Annotated in this window: 17 protein-coding genes; 8 read left to right on the top strand and 9 right to left on the bottom strand. The window is 59.6% G+C overall.

Annotated elements, in window-relative coordinates; genetic code table 11:
- Nucleotides 1–441: 441 nt before the first annotated feature.
- Complete coding sequence (locus TU84_RS17575; protein ID WP_048371197.1) at nt 442–1,296, bottom strand: SDR family oxidoreductase; 855 nt, start codon at nt 1,294–1,296, stop codon at nt 442–444.
- A 189-nt stretch (nt 1,297–1,485) separates the two neighbouring features.
- On the opposite strand from TU84_RS17575, the gene exbB reads away from it, so the two are divergent.
- The 6 genes from exbB to TU84_RS17545 all read left to right on the top strand — a co-directional run bounded on the left by exbB (nt 1,486) and on the right by TU84_RS17545 (nt 8,394).
- Complete coding sequence (exbB, locus tag TU84_RS17570) at nt 1,486–2,466, top strand: tonB-system energizer ExbB (RefSeq protein ID WP_048371195.1); 981 nt, start codon at nt 1,486–1,488, stop codon at nt 2,464–2,466.
- Between the two features lie 6 nt (nt 2,467–2,472).
- Nucleotides 2,473–2,898, top strand: a complete 426-nt coding sequence (gene exbD, locus TU84_RS17565) for a TonB system transport protein ExbD (RefSeq protein ID WP_019828186.1) — start codon at nt 2,473–2,475, stop codon at nt 2,896–2,898.
- Nucleotides 2,895–3,641 carry a TonB family protein gene (locus tag TU84_RS17560; RefSeq protein ID WP_048371193.1) on the top strand — a complete coding sequence of 249 codons (747 nt, stop codon included), beginning with the start codon at nt 2,895–2,897 and terminating at the stop codon, nt 3,639–3,641. Before exbD ends, TU84_RS17560 begins: the two co-directional genes overlap by 4 nt.
- 266 nt (nt 3,642–3,907) lie before the next feature.
- On the top strand, nt 3,908–4,828 hold the full coding sequence (locus TU84_RS17555; RefSeq protein WP_048371191.1) for a hydrogen peroxide-inducible genes activator: 921 nt from the start codon (nt 3,908–3,910) through the stop codon (nt 4,826–4,828).
- A 9-nt stretch (nt 4,829–4,837) separates the two neighbouring features.
- Complete coding sequence (recG, locus tag TU84_RS17550) at nt 4,838–6,913, top strand: ATP-dependent DNA helicase RecG (RefSeq protein ID WP_048371189.1); 2,076 nt, start codon at nt 4,838–4,840, stop codon at nt 6,911–6,913.
- Between the two features lie 80 nt (nt 6,914–6,993).
- Nucleotides 6,994–8,394, top strand: coding sequence for an aminoacyl-tRNA deacylase and HDOD domain-containing protein (locus TU84_RS17545; RefSeq protein WP_048371216.1), 1,401 nt, complete (start codon nt 6,994–6,996; stop codon nt 8,392–8,394).
- Nucleotides 8,395–8,500: 106 nt separating this feature from the next.
- On the opposite strand, the gene TU84_RS17540 is transcribed toward TU84_RS17545, so the two are convergent.
- The 7 genes from TU84_RS17540 to TU84_RS17510 form a co-directional block, all read right to left on the bottom strand.
- The gene (locus TU84_RS17540) at nt 8,501–9,139 is read right to left on the bottom strand and encodes an ABC-type transport auxiliary lipoprotein family protein (protein WP_048371187.1); all 639 of its coding nucleotides are present in this window, start codon (nt 9,137–9,139) and stop codon (nt 8,501–8,503) included.
- A complete protein-coding gene (locus TU84_RS17535; protein WP_048371185.1) occupies nt 9,136–10,074 on the bottom strand; it encodes an MlaD family protein in 939 nt (312 codons plus the stop codon). The genes TU84_RS17540 and TU84_RS17535 overlap by 4 nt, the downstream gene beginning before the upstream one ends.
- Nucleotide 10,075: 1 nt before the next feature.
- Nucleotides 10,076–10,879 (bottom strand): ABC transporter ATP-binding protein, encoded by an 804-nt coding sequence (locus TU84_RS17530; RefSeq protein WP_048371183.1) that lies wholly within the window; start codon nt 10,877–10,879, stop codon nt 10,076–10,078.
- On the bottom strand, nt 10,876–12,006 hold the full coding sequence (locus tag TU84_RS17525) for an ABC transporter permease (protein WP_048371181.1): 1,131 nt from the start codon (nt 12,004–12,006) through the stop codon (nt 10,876–10,878). The genes TU84_RS17530 and TU84_RS17525 overlap by 4 nt, the downstream gene beginning before the upstream one ends.
- A 79-nt stretch (nt 12,007–12,085) precedes the next feature.
- Nucleotides 12,086–13,129 carry a DUF5924 family protein gene (locus TU84_RS17520; protein ID WP_048371179.1) on the bottom strand — a complete coding sequence of 348 codons (1,044 nt, stop codon included), beginning with the start codon at nt 13,127–13,129 and terminating at the stop codon, nt 12,086–12,088.
- Between the two features lie 176 nt (nt 13,130–13,305).
- Entirely contained in the window at nt 13,306–13,971 is a 666-nt protein-coding gene (locus TU84_RS17515; protein ID WP_048371177.1) for a fumarylacetoacetate hydrolase family protein, read from the bottom strand.
- Nucleotides 13,972–13,994: 23 nt separating this feature from the next.
- Entirely contained in the window at nt 13,995–15,389 is a 1,395-nt protein-coding gene (locus TU84_RS17510) for an FAD-binding oxidoreductase (RefSeq protein WP_048371175.1), read from the bottom strand.
- A gap of 206 nt (nt 15,390–15,595) precedes the next feature.
- Here TU84_RS17510 and serA point away from each other — a divergent pair, with 206 nt between their 5' ends.
- On the top strand, nt 15,596–16,825 hold the full coding sequence (gene serA / locus TU84_RS17505; protein ID WP_048371173.1) for a phosphoglycerate dehydrogenase: 1,230 nt from the start codon (nt 15,596–15,598) through the stop codon (nt 16,823–16,825).
- 56 nt (nt 16,826–16,881) lie between these two features.
- Here serA and TU84_RS17500 read toward each other — a convergent pair whose 3' ends face one another.
- Nucleotides 16,882–17,307, bottom strand: a complete 426-nt coding sequence (locus tag TU84_RS17500) for a DUF4399 domain-containing protein (RefSeq protein WP_048371171.1) — start codon at nt 17,305–17,307, stop codon at nt 16,882–16,884.
- 138 nt (nt 17,308–17,445) lie between these two features.
- On the opposite strand from TU84_RS17500, the gene TU84_RS17495 reads away from it, so the two are divergent.
- The gene (locus tag TU84_RS17495) at nt 17,446–17,946 is read left to right on the top strand and encodes a transporter substrate-binding domain-containing protein (RefSeq protein WP_048371214.1); all 501 of its coding nucleotides are present in this window, start codon (nt 17,446–17,448) and stop codon (nt 17,944–17,946) included.
- The last annotated feature ends 13 nt before the right edge of the window (nt 17,947–17,959 follow it).

Raw genomic sequence — 17,959 nt, 5'->3', positions numbered from 1 at the left:
CGGCTAACCCGGCGTCCTGCCGGGTTACCCACTGCGCAAAACCTGCGTTCGGCCAGCGTGGTTTAATGGGGCCTTTTAGATCAAGATCAAAAGCAAGATCTAGATCAAAAGATCGCGAGCAAGCTCGCTCCTACAAAGCCTTTAAAATCAATCACTTATTTTATGTTTGATAAGAGCGGCCGCCCCGTCTTCGACGCCGCGCTGTCGCGCAGCAAACAGGCCACCGAATATCTTCAGCATCCCCCAATCGGTTCCCTCTCCTTCGGGAGAGGGCTAGGGTGAGGGGTGCTCTTAGATAAAGATCAAAAGATCGCGAGCAAGCTCGCTCCTACAGGGCCTTTAGAATCAATCACTTATTTTGTGTTTGATAGGAGCGAGCTTGTCTCGCGATCTTTTGATCTTCAAAAGATCGCAGCCTTCGTGCCTCGACAACTCCTACGATCAGCTGTTCTCGAGAATCGCGGCATAGCCTTCACGGTAGCTTGGGTAGCGCGGCTCCCAGCCCAATGCTTTAGCCCGTGCATTACTGCAACGCTTGCTGCCCGCACGGCGCACGCTCGCCTCTTCGGCCCATTCAGTCACGCCCAGGCGCTCACGCAACCAGTCCACCACCTCAGCCAGCGGCGCGGGTGCGTTGTCGACACCGATGTAGCAGTCGTCCAGCGTTTTGCCCTGATCAGCCGCTTCCAGCAAAAAGGCCAGCAGCCCGGCAGCGTCATCGGCGTGAATGCGGTTGCCGTACAGCGGCGGGTTGACCGCAACCCGGTAACCCTTGCGCACTTGCCCCAGCAGCCATTCCCGGCCCGGCCCATAAATGCCGGTCAGGCGCACGACACTGGCGGGTACACCGCTGCTCAGCGCCACTTGCTCGGCCTTGAGCATAATGTGGCCGGAGTAATTGGTGGACCGCGCAGGGGAGGTTTCATCGACCCATTCCCCGTCTTGCTGCACATAAACGCCGCTGCTGGACACAAACAACAGGCGCTTGGGCTGCTGGTTATGCTGTTTGAGCCAGCTCAAGGTGTGCTTCAAGCCCTCAACATAAGCCGCCTGATAACCCGCCTCGTCGTGTTCGGTGGCCGCAGTGCTGTACACCAGGTAATCAATCGGGCCGGTCGGCCAGTCAGCCGGGCATGCCTCATTGAACAGGTCGCCTGCGACACCGATGACGCCTGCCGGCAAGCGATCGATGGAGCGGCGCAGCCCATAGACCTGCCAGCCTTTATCGAGCAACTGAGTGGCCAAGCGACTTCCGACATCACCGCAACCGACGATCAACGCTGTGGCATTGGACATCTCAAAACTCCTTACTAAATGTTACAAAAATGGCTGAACGGACACGACCAAGGTCGTGACATTTGAAAAAAACAAGTGCATTTGCTTTTGTTAACAAGAATTACTTGCAATAATAACGCATCGTTTGCCCTGGGTCTTAAGACGCGCTGTAGGGCAATTCTTCTTTTTCTTTCTTCAGGTCCGGCTAGCATGACACGCAATCAACCCACCGCTTCGCCAACCCAGCTTTCGAGCCCTTCACGTCTGTGGCGTGGGCTTGCGGCGCTGATGTTCAGCTTCTTGCTGGCACCTGCTGCGGCCTTTGCCGATGAGCCTGCTGCCCCCGCTGCACATTCTGCAACCGAAGCTGCGGCCCCGGCGCCTGTTGCTGCCCCTGTCGCGACCGACCCTGCCCTGGCAGAAGGCGCTGGCGCACCGGCCGAAGATGCACCGCAAGTGATCGCCGAAGAAGACAATAGCCTTGGCATGGCCCACGACCTGTCCCCATGGGGCATGTACAAAAACGCTGACATCATCGTAAAAATCGTGATGATCGGCCTGGCCATTGCGTCGATCATCACCTGGACCATCTGGATTGCCAAAGGCTTTGAAGTCCTGGGCGCCAAGCGTCGTCTGCGCGGTGAAATCGCCAACCTGAAAAAAGCCCGTACCCTTCAGGAAGCCAGCGAAACCGCAGCCAAAGAAGGCACCCTCGCGCACCTGCTGGTACAAGACGCGATGGAAGAAATGCGCCTGTCGGCCAATAGCCGTGAGAAAGAAGGCATCAAGGAGCGTGTGAGCTTCCGTCTTGAGCGCCTGGTAGCGGCTTGCGGTCGTAACATGAGCAGCGGCACCGGCGTGCTGGCAACTATCGGTTCCACCGCCCCGTTCGTGGGTCTGTTCGGTACCGTGTGGGGCATCATGAACTCCTTCATCGGTATCGCTAAAACCCAAACCACCAACCTTGCCGTGGTTGCACCGGGTATTGCCGAGGCCTTGCTGGCCACTGCACTGGGCCTGGTTGCAGCGATCCCTGCGGTAGTGATTTACAACGTCTTCGCCCGCTCCATCACCGGCTACAAAGCTCAGGTGGCTGATGCGTCAGCAGAAGTGTTGCTGCTGGTTAGCCGTGACCTCGATCACCTGCCGCCCGAGCGCAGCTCGCAACCGCACATGGTGAAAGTGGGGTAATCGGCCATGGGCCTGCATTTAAAAGAAGGCGATGACGATCTCGCCGAGAACCATGAAATCAACGTCACCCCCTTTATTGACGTGATGCTGGTACTGCTGATCATCTTCATGGTGGCCGCACCGCTGGCCACTGTGGATATCAAGGTTGACCTGCCCGCTTCGACAGCCAAGCCGGCGCCGCGGCCAGAGAAACCGGTGTTCCTCAGCGTCAAGGCTGACCAGCGCCTGTACCTGGGCGAAGAGCCGGTCACGGTTGAGGCGTTGGGTCCGACCCTGGATGCCAGGACTCACAACAACAAAGACACGACGATCTTCTTCCAGGCCGACAAAGGCGTGGACTACGGTGACTTGATGAGCGTGATGGATGCACTGCGCGCAGCCGGTTACTTGAAGGTAGGTCTGGTCGGATTAGAGACGGCAGCCAAGAAATGACCATAGCGCGCCAAAAGATGACGCGTTACGCAATCAGCTTGGCCGTGGTGTTGGGTGTCCATGCAGTGGCAGTGATTCTTGCCCTGCAATGGTCCAACCCACGGGCTATCGAACTTCCACCGCAAGCCATGATGGTTGATCTGGCGCCGATGCCAGCACCACCACCGCCTGCGCCGCCGAAAGTGGTGACACCACCGCAACCACCGGCCCCAGTGGAAGAGTTGCCGATACCCAAGCTGGCTGAAGCGCCCAAGCCGAAGATCGCTGTTCCGAAACCGGTCAAACCCAAGCAAAAGCCTCAACCGCCCAAGCCTGTGGAAAAACCTGATCCGGTCAAAGAAAAGCCGTCAGAAGAGAAACCAAGCGACGCCACGCCGACCAAAGCGCCGACTGAGAAGTCTGCTGCACCGGCTCCTGGCCCGTCGCCACAACAACTGGCTGCCAAAGCCAGCTGGGAAGGTACGTTGCTGGCCCACTTGGGCAAGTACAAGAAGTACCCGCCAGCGGCGCAGTCGCGAGGCAAAGAAGGTCTGAACCGTCTGCGCTTCGTAGTCGACGCTGAAGGCAAGGTGCTGTCCTACGAGTTGGTAGGCCGCTCCGGCAACGCGGATCTGGACCGGGCCACCCTGGAAATGATTCGCCGGGCACAGCCATTGCCCAAGCCGCCGCCAGAAATGCTGACCAACGGCAGCATCGAAATCGTGGCACCGTTCGTTTATTCCATCGATAAACGTCGGCGTTAACACCAAAAAGGGCACCTCAGGGTGCCCTTTTTGCATGTTGGCCCCGCCCCTGTAGCCGCTGACGAGGTACGAAGGCTGCGATGCGGGCCGCAGGACCGCCGTTCGGGGTCGCTTCGCAACCCATCGCAGCCTCATGCTTCGTCAGCGACTACAAAGCAGCGGATGAAACCTGCCGCAGTCACTGTGGTTCCCCGGGCAATGAGTGATAACGTGCGTCTATCGATTGCAGCCGTTATGCTTGGCTCGTCAATACAGGGACGCCCGCTATGACTCTTACTGAATTGCGCTACATCGTTACGCTCGCCCAAGAACAACACTTCGGCCATGCCGCCGAGCGTTGCCACGTCAGCCAGCCGACGCTGTCAGTGGGCGTGAAAAAACTGGAAGACGAACTCGGTGTGCTGATTTTCGAGCGCAGCAAAAGCGCTGTGCGTCTCACGCCAGTGGGTGAAGGCATCGTTGCCCAGGCGCAAAAGGTGCTTGAGCAAGCCCAGGGGATTCGCGAACTGGCTCAGGCCGGCAAGAACCAACTGACCGCGCCGCTCAAAGTAGGGGCGATTTACACCGTTGGCCCGTACCTTTTCCCACATCTTATTCCGCAACTGCATCGGGTCGCCCCGCAAATGCCGTTGTACATCGAAGAAAACTTCACACACGTGCTGCGCGACAAACTGCGCAACGGCGAGCTGGACGCGATCATCATCGCGCTGCCTTTCCACGAAGCCGACGTGCTGACGTTGCCGCTCTACGACGAGCCGTTCTACGTGCTGATGCCGAGCGAGCACCCGTGGAGCAAAAAAGAAACCATCGACGCCAACCTGCTCAATGACAAAAGCTTGTTGCTGTTGGGTGAAGGCCACTGCTTCCGTGATCAGGTGCTTGAGGCTTGCCCCACGCTGACCAAAGGCGCTGATGGCGCCAAGCACACCACCGTGGAATCCAGCTCGCTGGAAACCATCCGCCACATGGTGGCCTCGGGTCTGGGGATTTCGATCCTGCCGTTGTCGGCGGTCGACAGCCACCATTACGCCCCCGGCATTTTGTCGGTGCGCCCGCTGACCCCGCCGGTGCCGTTTCGCACGGTAGCGATTGCCTGGCGCGCGAGCTTCCCACGGCCAAAAGCCATTGAAATCCTCGCGGACTCGATCCGCCTGTGTTCCGTGGCCAAGCCACCTGCTGCGACGTAAGAAGCTGAAATGACTGAGTTGTCTAACGTGCCGGTCACCGTGTTCAAGGGCGTCGGTGAGGCCATGGCCGAGAAATTGGCCAAGGTCGGGCTCGAAACCGTTCAGGACGTGCTTTTCCACCTGCCATTGCGCTATCAGGACCGCACCCGTGTGGTGCCGATTGGCGCGCTGCGGCCGGGGCAAGACGCCGTGGTCGAAGGCCGGGTGATCGGTCTCGACGTGGTGATGGGTAAGCGCCGTAGCCTGCTGGTACGTATTAACGACGGCACCGGCGGCTTGAGCCTGCGCTTTTACCATTTCAGCAATGCGCAAAAAGAAAGCCTCAAGCGCGGCACCGAAGTGCGCTGCTATGGCGAGGCGCGGCCCGGCGCGTCGGGGCTGGAGATTTACCACCCCGAATACCGCGCCATTACTGGCGCTGAGCCGCCACCAGTCGACACCACCCTGACGCCGATCTACCCGACCACCGAAGGCCTGACCCAGCAGCGTTTGCGCCAGCTCAGCCAGCAAAGCCTGGCCATGCTGGGGCCGCGCAGCCTGCCCGACTGGTTGCCGCCCGAACTGGCCAAGGACTACCAACTGGCGCCGCTGGACGAGGCCATTCGCTATTTGCATCAGCCGCCCGCCGATGCCGATGTTGAAGAACTCGCGTTGGGCCATCACTGGGCCCAGCACCGCCTGGCGTTTGAAGAACTGCTGACTCACCAGCTCTCGCAGCAACGCCTGCGTGAGAGCCTGCGTTCGCAGCAAGCCCCGGCGTTGCCCAAGGCTAAAAAGCTGCCCAAGCAATACCTCGCCAACCTGGGCTTCCCGCCCACGGGCGCGCAAGTGCGGGTGGGCAACGAAATCGCCTACGACCTCAGCCAGCCCGAACCCATGCTGCGCCTGATCCAGGGCGATGTGGGCGCGGGCAAGACCGTGGTCGCAGCCCTGGCCGCCTTGCAGGCGCTGGAGGCCGGTTATCAGGTGGCCTTGATGGCACCCACTGAAATCCTCGCCGAGCAGCATTTCATCAGCTTTAAACGCTGGCTGGAGCCGCTGGGCCTCGAAGTCGCCTGGCTGGCCGGCAAGCTCAAGGGCAAGGCGCGGGCGGCATCGCTGGAGCAAATCGCCAATGGCGCCCCCATGGTGGTCGGCACCCATGCGTTGTTCCAGGACCAGGTGCAGTTCAAGAACCTGGCGCTGGTAATCATCGACGAGCAGCACCGCTTCGGCGTGCAGCAACGCCTGGCCCTGCGCAATAAAGGCGTGGGCGGGGTCATGTGCCCGCACCAGTTGATCATGACCGCTACCCCGATCCCGCGGACCCTGGCCATGAGCGCCTACGCCGACCTCGACACCTCTATCCTCGACGAACTGCCGCCCGGCCGGACCCCGGTCAACACCGTGCTGGTGGTCGACACGCGGCGGGTTGAAGTGATTGAGCGGGTGCGCGCGGCCTGCGCCGAAGGGCGACAGGCGTATTGGGTGTGCACCCTGATTGAAGAATCCGAAGAAATGACCTGCCAGGCTGCCGAGAGCACCTTCGAAGACCTCTCCAGTGCGTTGGGCGAGCTGCGCGTCGGCTTGATCCACGGCCGCATGAAGGCCGCTGAAAAAGCCGAGGTCATGGCCCAATTCAAAGCCGGCGAGCTGCAATTGCTGGTCGCAACCACCGTGATCGAAGTCGGCGTGGACGTGCCCAATGCCAGCCTGATGATCATCGAAAACCCCGAGCGTCTCGGCTTGTCGCAACTGCACCAACTACGCGGGCGCGTGGGCCGGGGCAGCGCGGCCAGCCATTGCGTGCTGCTCTACCATCCGCCGCTGTCACAAGTCGGACGTCAGCGTCTGGGCATCATGCGTGAAACCAACGATGGTTTTGTGATCGCTGAAAAAGACCTTGAACTGCGCGGCCCCGGCGAAATGCTCGGCACCCGGCAAACCGGGCTGTTGCAATTCAAAGTGGCCGACTTGATGCGCGATGCCGATTTGCTACCCGCCGTGCGCGACGCCGCCCTGGCGTTGCTGGAGCGCTGGCCGAGTCACGTCAGTCCGTTACTGGATCGCTGGTTACGCCATGGCCAGCAGTACGGTCAGGTGTAAAAAGATCGTTCAGTAAATACAGACGCGGCCGATCCAATACCGGGTTATCAAATTTGAGTTGCACACATCGGATGCAGACCATGAGTAAAGTCGCTATTGCCCTCGCCGTTCCGAGCACGCCACCGGTTATTCAGCAGTTGCTCAGTGAGCGGGCGGTTGCCTATCGAGAAGTCCTCGACCATCCGGGGCTCAACCCGGACAGCAAGGTCCAGGCCGTGCTGCTCGATGACACCGCTGGCGCCTTGATGGTGATGTTCGCCCAGAGCCATTTGCTTGACCTCAACCGCTTGGCCGACTTGATCGGGCGTCGCATGACCGCCGTTGCTCAAAGCCGGCTGCGCGAGATACTCGACCGCCACGGCCTGAAGCAACTGCCGGGGCTGCCGGCCATTACCCGTTCGTCTTGCCTGTACGAAGAGCAACTCCTGCAACAGCCGCTGCTGCTGATCAGCTCGGGTGAGCCGGGCCTGTTGCTGGAAGTCACCCGCGAAGACTTCCTGCGCTTGCTCGGCGTGGCCAACGCCGGGCGCTTTGGTGAGCCTCTGAGCGAGATTATCCTCAACCTGAACCGCCCTGACGACGACAGCGAAGCCATCACCCAGGCAGTCAAGGCCTTCACGGCGCGGCGCATTCAGCAGCGACTTGAAGCCACCATCGAAATACCGCCCCTGGCAGAGAGCGTGCGCAAAATCATGCGCCTGCGGGTTGACCCTGAAGTCACCATCGATGAAATCACCAGCGTGGTGGAAACCGACCCGGCGCTGGCGGCCCAAGTCATGAGCTGGGCATCGTCGTCGTACTACGCGGCGCCGAGCAAAATCCGCTCGGTTGAGGACGCCATCGTGCGCGTGCTCGGGGTCGACCTGGTGATCAACCTGGCCTTGAGCCTGTCACTGGGTAAAACCCTGAGCTTGCCCAAGGACAACCCGCAGTCCTGCACGCCGTACTGGCAACAGTCGATCTACACGGCGGCGGTGATTGAAGGCCTGACCCGCAGCATGCCGCGTGACAAACGCCCGGAAACCGGGCTGGCGTATCTGGCCGGGCTACTGCACAACTTCGGCTACCTGTTGCTGGCCCACGTGTTTCCGCCGCACTTTTCGCTGATCTGCCGCCACCTTGAGGTCAACCCGCACGTTAGCCACAGCGTGATTGAGCAGCACCTGCTGGGCATCAGCCGCGAACAAATGGGTGCCTGGCTGATGCGCCATTGGGGCATGCCGGATGAATTGACCGCCGCGTTGCGTTTCCAGCACGACCCGGACTACATCGACGCCGATGCCGAATACCCGAACCTGGTGTGTATGGCGCTGGGTTTGCTGCGCAATCGCGGGGTTGGCCACGGGGCCTATGCGCCGCTGCCTGATGCGCTGTTCGAGCGCTTGAACGTGACCCGCGAAAAAGCCGAAGACGCGGTCAACAAAGTGCTGGAGGCCGAAGTGCTGCTGCGCGAACTGGCCAACAAGTTCAGCCAGGCTTAACGCATAACCTTTCATGTGGGAGCGGGCTTGCTCGCGATATAGGCGACGCGGTGTGTCTGTAACACCGAGTCTGTCCCATCGCGAGCAAGCCCGCTCCCACAGATAGTTACCGTTGCGACTGCGAGTGGGCTTGCCCTTGCTGGATCGCCCACTGCACCACTTGCGGCATCAGCGTATCGGCCGCCTGGCCAAAGCCTGCGACAACCTGTGGCACCAGTGGGTTGCTCAGCGGTTGGCGCGCTTCAAAACGCTTGGAACTGATAATGCGCTGGTCGCTGCTGCGCACCAGTCGGGCGTTGTATTGCACCAGCACTTCCGGGCTTTTGCCGTTGTAGTGCGTCTGGAACGCCAACAACTCGCCCCCTAATTCGTAATCGGACTGCAAGTTGCTGTCATCGGTGCTCAGCGCCTGCACCCGGCCGTCTTGTAAAAAGGCGTCCAGCAGGCGATTGCGCAGCAATGCCGGGGCCGGGTCGCTCCAGCGCGCGCCCTTGTAGTTGCTGATCAGGTTGCCCTCGGGCACCACGGCGATGTTCTGGCTGTTCAGCGTGTTGCTGGCCATCGGCTTTTCAAGGCGCAGCGACCACTTCACCGGGGCGCCCTGGCTGGCCGCAATCGGCGTTTGCGCATCGGGCAGGCGATACACGTCCACCACTTCGGGCTTGGGGAAAATCGAGCAAGCGCTGAGCAGGCTCAGGCTGGCGGCCAGGAAGAGGGAGCCTGCCAGGCGATAAGGTCGGATCATGGGGTGAATTCCTTGTTCTGCTCGCGGCCCAGCAAGTAACCGCTCGGGTTGGCTTCCAGACGCCGCGAAATGCCCCGCAGCGTGTTCAGCGTCTCGCGCAACTCATTGACCGCCGGGCCCAACTGATTAAGCCCTTGCAGCCCGCTGTTGAGCGAGGCTTCGTTGTTGTTGATCAGCGTGTTGATGGTCGCCGTGCTCTGCTCCAGCGAGTGCATGGCCTGCTCGGCACTGGTGAACACTTGCTTGCCCTGGCTGTTGAGCAAGCCGTTGGCGTTGCGCATCAGCGCGGTGGTTTGCTCCAGCGTGGCCGAGGCTTGCTTGCCCACTTGCGACAATTGCTTGAGGGTCTGCGCAATGTCGTTGCGCTGGTCAGCAATGGCGCTGGTGGTTTGCTCAAAGTTCGACAGGGTCTTGGCCACGCTGTCGACGTTCTCATGGGAGAACAGCCGGTTGGCGTTGTGCAGCAGAATGTTGATGTTGGCCAGCATGTCGTTGCCATCGGTCAACAGTCGGGCAATCGGCGAGGGCGAGGCCACAATCACCGGCAATTTGCCGTCTTTGCCTTTGAGCATCGGGCTGCCCGGATCACCGCCGCTGAGCTGGATGATTGAGGTGCCGGTCACGCCGGTCAGTGCCAGCTTGGCCTTGGTGTCGACTTTAACCGGGGTGCCGGCGGCCAAACGAATGCGCGCCAATACGCGACGCGGGTCTTTGTCGTCCAGGCGCAGTTCAATCACGTCACCGACCTTGATCCCGTTGTATTGCACCGAGCTGCCTTTGGACAAGCCGCTGACTGCCTCGTTGAACACCACTTCGTAGTCCGTGAACGTATCGTCCATGCTCGACTTCGCCAGCCACAGGCCAAACAGCATGGCGCCTGCGACGACCAACACGCTGAACAGGCCGATCAATACATGATGGGCGCGGGTTTCCATGTCAATGCTCCTTACGCTGGGTTGCCGCTTCATACGCGGCGCGGCCACGAGGGCCATGGAAATACTCATGAATCCAGGGATCGTCGAAGTTTTCGACTTCGGCGATTGGTGCAGCGACCAACACCCGTTTTTGCGACAACACCGCCACCCGGTCCGTGATGGTGTATAGCGTGTCGAGGTCGTGGGTGACCAAAAACACACTCAAACCCAGCGCATCGCGCAGGGTCAGAATCAGTTGATCGAACGCCGCCGCGCCAATCGGGTCGAGCCCGGCCGTGGGTTCGTCAAGAAACAGGATGTCCGGGTCCAGCGCCAGGGCGCGAGCTAGGGCGGCGCGCTTGATCATGCCGCCAGACAGCGCCGAGGGGTACTTATCGGCAGCCGACAGCGGCAGCCCGGCCAACGCCAGCTTGACCAGCGCCAGATGCTCGGCGTCGGGGCGGCTCAGCCCGGCGTGTTCGATCAAGGGCATGGCGATGTTTTCGGTGACCGTCAGCGACGAAAACAGCGCGCCTTGCTGAAACAGCACGCCAAAACGCCGCTCAATCAACGAGCGCTGGGCTTCGGGCAGGCTGAGCAGGTCTTGGCCGAACACCCGCACTTCGCCTTCTGTGGGGCGGCGCAGGCCGACAATGCTGCGCAACAGCACCGATTTGCCCGTGCCCGAGCCGCCGACCACGCCGAGAATCTCGCCTTTGTACACATCCAGATCGAGGTGCTCGTGCACGGTTTGGGTGCCAAACCGGTTGCACAGGTCGCGCACTTCGATCACCGCCTCGCGGGGCGTCTTCGTTGGCGTACTCACCAGCCCATCTCCATAAAGAACAGCGCGGCCACGGCGTCCAGCAGGATCACGATAAAGATCGACTGCACCACGCTGGAGGTGGTGTGCGCCCCCACCGACTCGGCGCTGCCGCTGACTTTAAAGCCCTCAAGGCAACCGACGGCGGCAATCAAAAACGCAAAGAACGGCGCTTTGACCATGCCCACCAAAAAGTTTTTAACGCCGATGTCGGAGTGCAGCATCGAAATAAACATGTCCGGCGAGATGCCCAGCGACACCACGCACACCACCGCGCCGCCCAAAATACCGGCCATCATGGCCAGAAAGGTCAGCATCGGCAGGGCGATCAGCAGCGCCAGCACCCGTGGCACCACCAAGAGGTCCATGGGGTCCAGGCCCAGCGTGCGGATCGCATCGATCTCTTCGTTGGCCTTCATCGAGCCAATTTGCGCGGTAAACGAACTGGCCGTCCGGCCCGCCAGCAGGATGGCGGTAAGCAGCACGCCAAACTCACGCAGAAACGAAAACGCCACCAGATCGACGGTGTAGATCCCAGCGCCAAAATTGGCCAGCACCGTGGCCCCCAAAAACGCCACCACGGCGCCCACCATAAAGGTCAGCAGCGCCACAATCGGCGTGGCGTTGAGACCGATCTGCTCGATCTGCGCCACCACCGGCGTGACCCGCCATTGCTTGGGGCGTAACAGGTTGCGGGCAATGCTTTGCAGAATGACCCCGATAAAGCCCAGCAACTGCAAGGTGTCTTGCCAGAGCTTGTAGACCGCGCTGCCGATGCGGCTCAGCAGCAAGAGGCCGATATTGATTTCGACCGCTTTGACCGGCACGCAGAAGTCGCGCATCGACGAATACACGGTTTGCAGCAGGGCGCGGTCGGCCTCGGGGAGTTTGGTGGCGCTGTCGGCCAGTTGGCTGACGCGCTCGGCGCCCAGCAACTCAACCAGCAACGACGCGCCTGCGGTGTCCAGGCGGGACACGTCATCGAGGTCAATGTGGGTACTGGCGTCGTATTTGCCCGCGAGCTGTTCAGTCAGCTTTTTCAACCGGGCATAATTGGCCAGCGTCCATTGGCCACTGATTATCAGCCGCGCAGGATTACTTGACGTGTCTAGTTGGGCATCGCCCGCCATGGCAGTAATAGTCGTAGGCTCCATGCTCAGTACGCTTAAACGCAGACCTTATGTAATAGCACACTCTCGTAAAAGTGTTTCAGTTTGCCTGTACATCGGTGGGCGTGGATTGATCTGTGTCGGTGACTTTGAAGCGCAGCACCCCAAGCATTTGCCCATCTTCGGTCAACACTTTGACCTGCCAGCGCCCGGCCGGGTTGGGCGGGAAGTTCAATTTGTGGGTCCAGGCCCGGTAGCCTTCCTTGCGTCCGCCGTGAATATCCAGGGCGATGCGGTCCACCTCTTGGCCGTTGAGCAGCCACACGTGGTAGATCCGCTCGTTGAGGCCACGGGGCGCATTGATCGAGGTGTAGGCATACAAACCCTGGCTGCGCAGTTGGCTGACGCTGATCTGCTCGATACTCTCGCCGGGTGTGCGGCTCTGGACTTGCGTCGTGACCGCGACTTCGGTCATCCACAGCGTTGCGGGCGGCACCCACGAGCGTAGCAGCCAGCCCGTCGCCCCCAGCGCGATGACGATCAGCGGCAACACCAGCCAGCCACGCCAGGTTTTAAGGGGCAGGCTGACCGCCATGCTGGGGATGGAAAGCAGCACGGCTGCGCCCAGCGCCAGTTTGTAGCTCTCGGCGGTGGTCAGATTGAGGATGATCGGCAACGCAGTCAGCAGCGCCGCGAACAACGCCAGCGTGTGCATGCCCAGGTACAGCCAGCGCCGTGGTGCCAGCCATTTGTAATACAGCGGGTCGGTGATGGTCACCAGCGCGGCGGCGCCCAGCAGACCGGTAAACACCAGTTGGCCGCTGTTCCAGGTGGTGGTGATAAAAAAGAACGGCAGGACGAAAAACAGGCTTTCCTGATGGATCATCTGCGTTGCGTAACGCAACAAAGGCGGGGGGATTTCGCGTTTAAAGACGCGGGCAAACCATTGGGTCAGGGTGTTTTCGAGCATCAGCCAGACCCAGCTCACCAGCAGGATCACCGCGATCCAGCGGGCCATGCCTTGCTGGCGGTCCACCAGAATAAAACTGCCCACACCCGAGCAAAAACCGAACAGCGCAATCAGCCCTGGGTAACGCTTCATCAACTCCAGGACGCGCTGTACGTAGTGGTTCCAGTTTGGCATTCGGTGATTCACATTCTGCGTAGGAAAAATCCACAACAGAATAACGGTTTAGCGCGGTTGGCGTCCGGGGGATTGCACGGTGGTGGTCTCATCGCGAGCAAGCCCGCTCCCACAAGGTCAGTGCAAAACCTGTGGGAGTGGGCTTGCCCGCGATAAGATCGGCGCGGTTTTATGGATTAACGCACGATGCTTTCGAAGCGGCTGGCGCCTGGCAGTTCCAGCACCAGTTCATCGCCCACGTTCAGCGGGCCAACACCCACCGGGGTGCCGGTCATGATCACGTCGCCCGCTTGAAGCGAGAAGCACCCGGCCATGTACTGAATCATCGGCACAATCGGGTTGAGCATCAGGGCGCTGTTGCCGTCCTGGCGCACTTCGCCGTTGATGGTCAGGCGGATGCCAATGTCAGTCACGTCCGGGAACGTGCAGCTCGGTACGAACGGTGCGAGTACGCAGGCGCCGTCGAACGACTTGGCGACTTCCCACGGCAGGCCTTTAGCCTTGAGCTCCGACTGCTTGTCGCGCAGGGTCAGGTCCAGGCCCGGAGCGAAGCCCGAGATCGCGTCCAGCACTTCTTCGGCGCTAGGGTTGTTGGACAAAGGCTTGCCGATCAACACCGCAATTTCGGCTTCGTAATGCACCGAGCCGCGGTCGTGCGGGATGGCAAACCCGCCTTCGGTCGGCACTACACAACTGCCTGGCTTGATAAACAAGAGCGGCTCAGTCGGGATCGGGTTATCCAGCTCTTTGGCGTGCTCGGCATAGTTACGCCCGATGCACACGACTTTGCCGATAGGAAAGTGAATCCGGGTACCGTCGACGTATTGGTGCTGATAGCTCATGGATCGACTCCGCTGGGGGTTAGTTAAACCGCAAAAATCTTGCCTGGGTTCATGATGCCGTTCGGGTCGAACACAGCCTTGAGGGCTTTCATGTACTCGATCTCAACCGGCGAGCGGCTGTAGGTCAAGTAATCACGTTTGGTCATGCCCACGCCGTGTTCTGCCGAGATCGAGCCGTTGTACTTCTCGACCGTTTCAAAGACCCATTTGTTGACCGTCGCGCACTTGGCAAAGAACTCGTCCTTGCTCAGGTTCTCGGGCTTGAGAATGTTCAAGTGCAGGTTGCCGTCGCCGATGTGGCCGAACCAGACAATCTCGAAGTCCGGGTAGTATTCGCCGACGATGGCGTCAATTTCTTTCAAGAAGGCCGGCACTTTCGAAACGGTGACCGAGATGTCGTTTTTGTACGGCGTCCAGTGCGAAATGGTCTCGGAGATGTACTCACGCAGCTTCCACAGGTTGTGCAGCTGGGTTTCGCTCTGGCTCATCACGCCGTCCAGTACCCAGCCTTGCTCGACGCAGTGCTCGAAGGTTTCCAGCGCGGTGTTGGCCACTTCTTCAGTGGTCGCTTCAAATTCCAGCAGCGCGTAGAACGGGCAGTCGGTGTCAAACGGCGAAGGTACGTCGCCACGGGCCATGACTTTGGCCAATGCCTTGTCAGAGAAAAACTCAAAAGCCGTCAGATCCAGTTTGCTCTGGAAGGCGTGCAGCACCGGCATGATGGCGTCGAAGTCGGCGGTACCGAGCACCATGGCCGTCAGGTTTTTCGGTGCCCGGTCCAGGCGCATGGTGGCTTCGACCACAAAGCCCAACGTGCCTTCGGCGCCGATAAACAGCTGGCGCATGTCATAGCCGGTTGCGTTTTTGATCAGGTCCTTGTTCAGTTCCAGCACGTCGCCCTTGCCGGTCACGACTTTCATGCCCGCCACCCAGTTGCGGGTCATGCCGTAACGAATCACCTTGATCCCGCCGGCATTGGTGCCGATGTTGCCGCCAATCTGGCTGGAGCCGGCCGAGGCGAAGTCCACCGGGTAGTACAGGCCGTTTTCTTCGGCCAGGTTTTGCAGGGCCTTAGTGACCACGCCCGGCTGGCAAACCGCTGTGCGGTCAGTCAGGTTGAGATCGAGCACCTGGTTCATGTAATCGAAAGACACCACCACTTCGCCATTCGCCGCAACGGCCGCAGCCGACAAGCCAGTACGCCCGCCCGATGGCACCAGCGCGACCTTGTGGGTGTTGGCCCAACGCACGATGGCCTGGACCTGTTCGATGGTTTTCGGAAAGACGATCGCGGTGGGCGCTGGAGCGAAATGCTTGGTCCAGTCCTTGCCGTAAGCATTAAGGGAATCAGCATCGGTGAGAACCTTGCCAGGCTCTACCAGGGTCTTCAGCTCTTCAATTACGGCAGGATGGGTCATCAACAGAACTCTCGAACAATTCATGGTCATCCTGAGTACGCTTCACGTCGCAGGAATGGGTGTTTAGCGGGGCGCTTATGCTAGCATACGACCCCCCCGTCGAATCGAGCCGTAGGACGATTCACGGTGCCGGTCTTCACGCCGGCCAGGCCAGCTCAGGCTGTCCATTCCCTGCCATTTTTTCTCTGGGACACAGGTTTACGCAGATGAGCAAGACTTCTCTCGATAAGAGCAAGATCAAGTTCCTTCTTTTAGAAGGCGTCCACCAATCCGCTGTTGAAGTACTGAAGTCTGCTGGTTACACCAGTATCGAGTACATCACCAGTTCCTTGCCTGAAGCCCTGCTGAAGGAAAAGATCGCTGATGCCCATTTCATCGGCATCCGTTCCCGTACTCAGCTGACCGAAGAAGTGTTCGACTGCGCCAAGAAACTGGTGGCTGTTGGTTGTTTCTGCATCGGCACCAACCAAGTCGATCTCAACGCTGCTCGCGAACGCGGTATCGCTGTATTCAACGCTCCTTACTCCAACACCCGTTCGGTGGCTGAGTTGGTGCTGGCTGAAGCGATCCTGTTGCTGCGCGGCATCCCTGAGAAAAACGCTTCCTGCCACCGTGGTGGCTGGATCAAAAGCGCGGCCAACTCCTTCGAAATCCGTGGCAAAAAGCTCGGTATCGTCGGTTATGGTTCGATTGGTACTCAGCTGTCGGTACTGGCTGAAGGCCTGGGCATGCAAGTGTTCTTCTACGACACCGTGACCAAGCTGCCATTGGGCAACGCCACTCAGGTCGGCAACCTGCACGAACTGTTGGGCATGTCCGACATCGTCACCCTGCACGTGCCTGAAACCCCGGCTACCCAGTGGATGATCGGCGAGAAAGAAATCCGCGCCATCAAAAAGGGCGGCATTTTGATCAACGCCGCACGTGGCACCGTGGTTGAGCTGGACGCCCTGGCTGACGCGATCAAGGACAAGCACCTGATCGGCGCCGCTATCGACGTGTTCCCGGTTGAGCCGCGTTCCAACGACGACGTGTTCGAAAGCCCGCTGCGTGGCCTGGACAACGTGATCCTGACCCCGCACATCGGTGGTTCCACCGCTGAAGCCCAAGCCAACATCGGCCTGGAAGTGGCAGAAAAACTGGTCAAGTACAGCGACAACGGTACGTCCGTATCGTCTGTCAACTTCCCGGAAGTGGCCCTGCCGGCTCACCCTGGCAAGCACCGTTTGCTGCACATCCACGAGAACATCCCGGGTGTGATGAGCGAGATCAACAAGGTCTTCGCCGAAAACGGTATCAACATCTCCGGCCAGTTCCTGCAAACCAACGAAAAAGTGGGTTATGTGGTGATCGACGTCGACGCCGAGTCCTCGGACCTGGCGCAAGAGAAGCTGCAAAGCATCAACGGCACCATCCGTTGCCGCGTGTTGTTCTAAATCGCGCGCAATAAAAAGGGAGACCCTCGGGTCTCCCTTTTTTTTGACTGCTGTACTTACTTCACATTAACCGTGATTTTCTTCGACACGATCACCGGGTCAAAGGCTTGGTGGCCAGTGTCGCCCAGCTCCAGTTGCAAGGTGTGTTTGCCTGGGGCCAGGGTCAGTTGGGTTTCAGTCTGCGCTTTGCCGAAATGCAGGTGATGGTCGTCAGTCGGGATCACCTGGCCTGGCGCAATCGGCTGGTCTACATCGACCAGCAAGTGGTGATGGCCAGAGTGTGGAGCCGGATCGCCAGCAGGTTTGAGGTCGATGCCTTCAATGCCGAACTTTACGGTGAAGGTTTTATCTACAGTGGCGCCATCCGCCGGGGAGATAATCGACACTTTTGCGCCCTCAGGCGCGGGAGTGGCAGCCAGGGCCAGAACCGAAGCGCCCATCAACACAGAAGCCAACGCAACACGAGACAGTAGAGCTTTCATTTGTATCTCCGGTTTTTGAAAAAATCGTCGGGCATGCACAACTTTGAGCAGATCCGCTGTCCAACGCCGCAGTTGACCAACATAAAGCAAAGCGAGCGCTCATTGCGAATCGCTTTCATTAAATTCAAAGGAGTGACCATGCGTTTTTTGCCAGGCCTGATGCTTTTATTGCCATTGGCGAGTCCTTTTGCTCACGCAGAACTGATGGACGACGTAAACGATCGTGGTGAATTGCGTATCGCACTTGAGGGCAATCAGGCCCCTTACAGCTTCCAGCAGGATGGCCACTTAACCGGCTTTGACGTCGAGCTGGGCGAAATGCTGGCCCGGGAGCTGGAGGTCAATTCCTCGCTCTTGGTCACAGACAGTGATGACCTGCTTTCGGGTGTTGAGAGCGGCAAGTACGACGTGGCCATCAACCACATGGCTATGACTCCTGAACTTCAGGATCGGTTCGATTTCAGTGAACCTTATTTAGCCTCGCCCGAGCAGGCGATCCCTTTTCAGAAAGACAACCCGGCGTTTCAGGGCAGCCTGGACAAAGCCTTGCAGCGCATCAAGGCTGATGGCCGTTTGGCGGCATTGTCAGAGAAGTGGCTGGCCAATGACGCGACTGAGCCCCAGGCTTCAGATCAATAACCCCAGGCGCTGC

The sequence above is a fragment of the Pseudomonas helleri genome, assembly GCF_001043025.1.
Classification (GTDB): domain Bacteria; phylum Pseudomonadota; class Gammaproteobacteria; order Pseudomonadales; family Pseudomonadaceae; genus Aquipseudomonas; species Aquipseudomonas helleri.
This window is presented reverse-complemented; position numbering and strand designations above follow the sequence as displayed.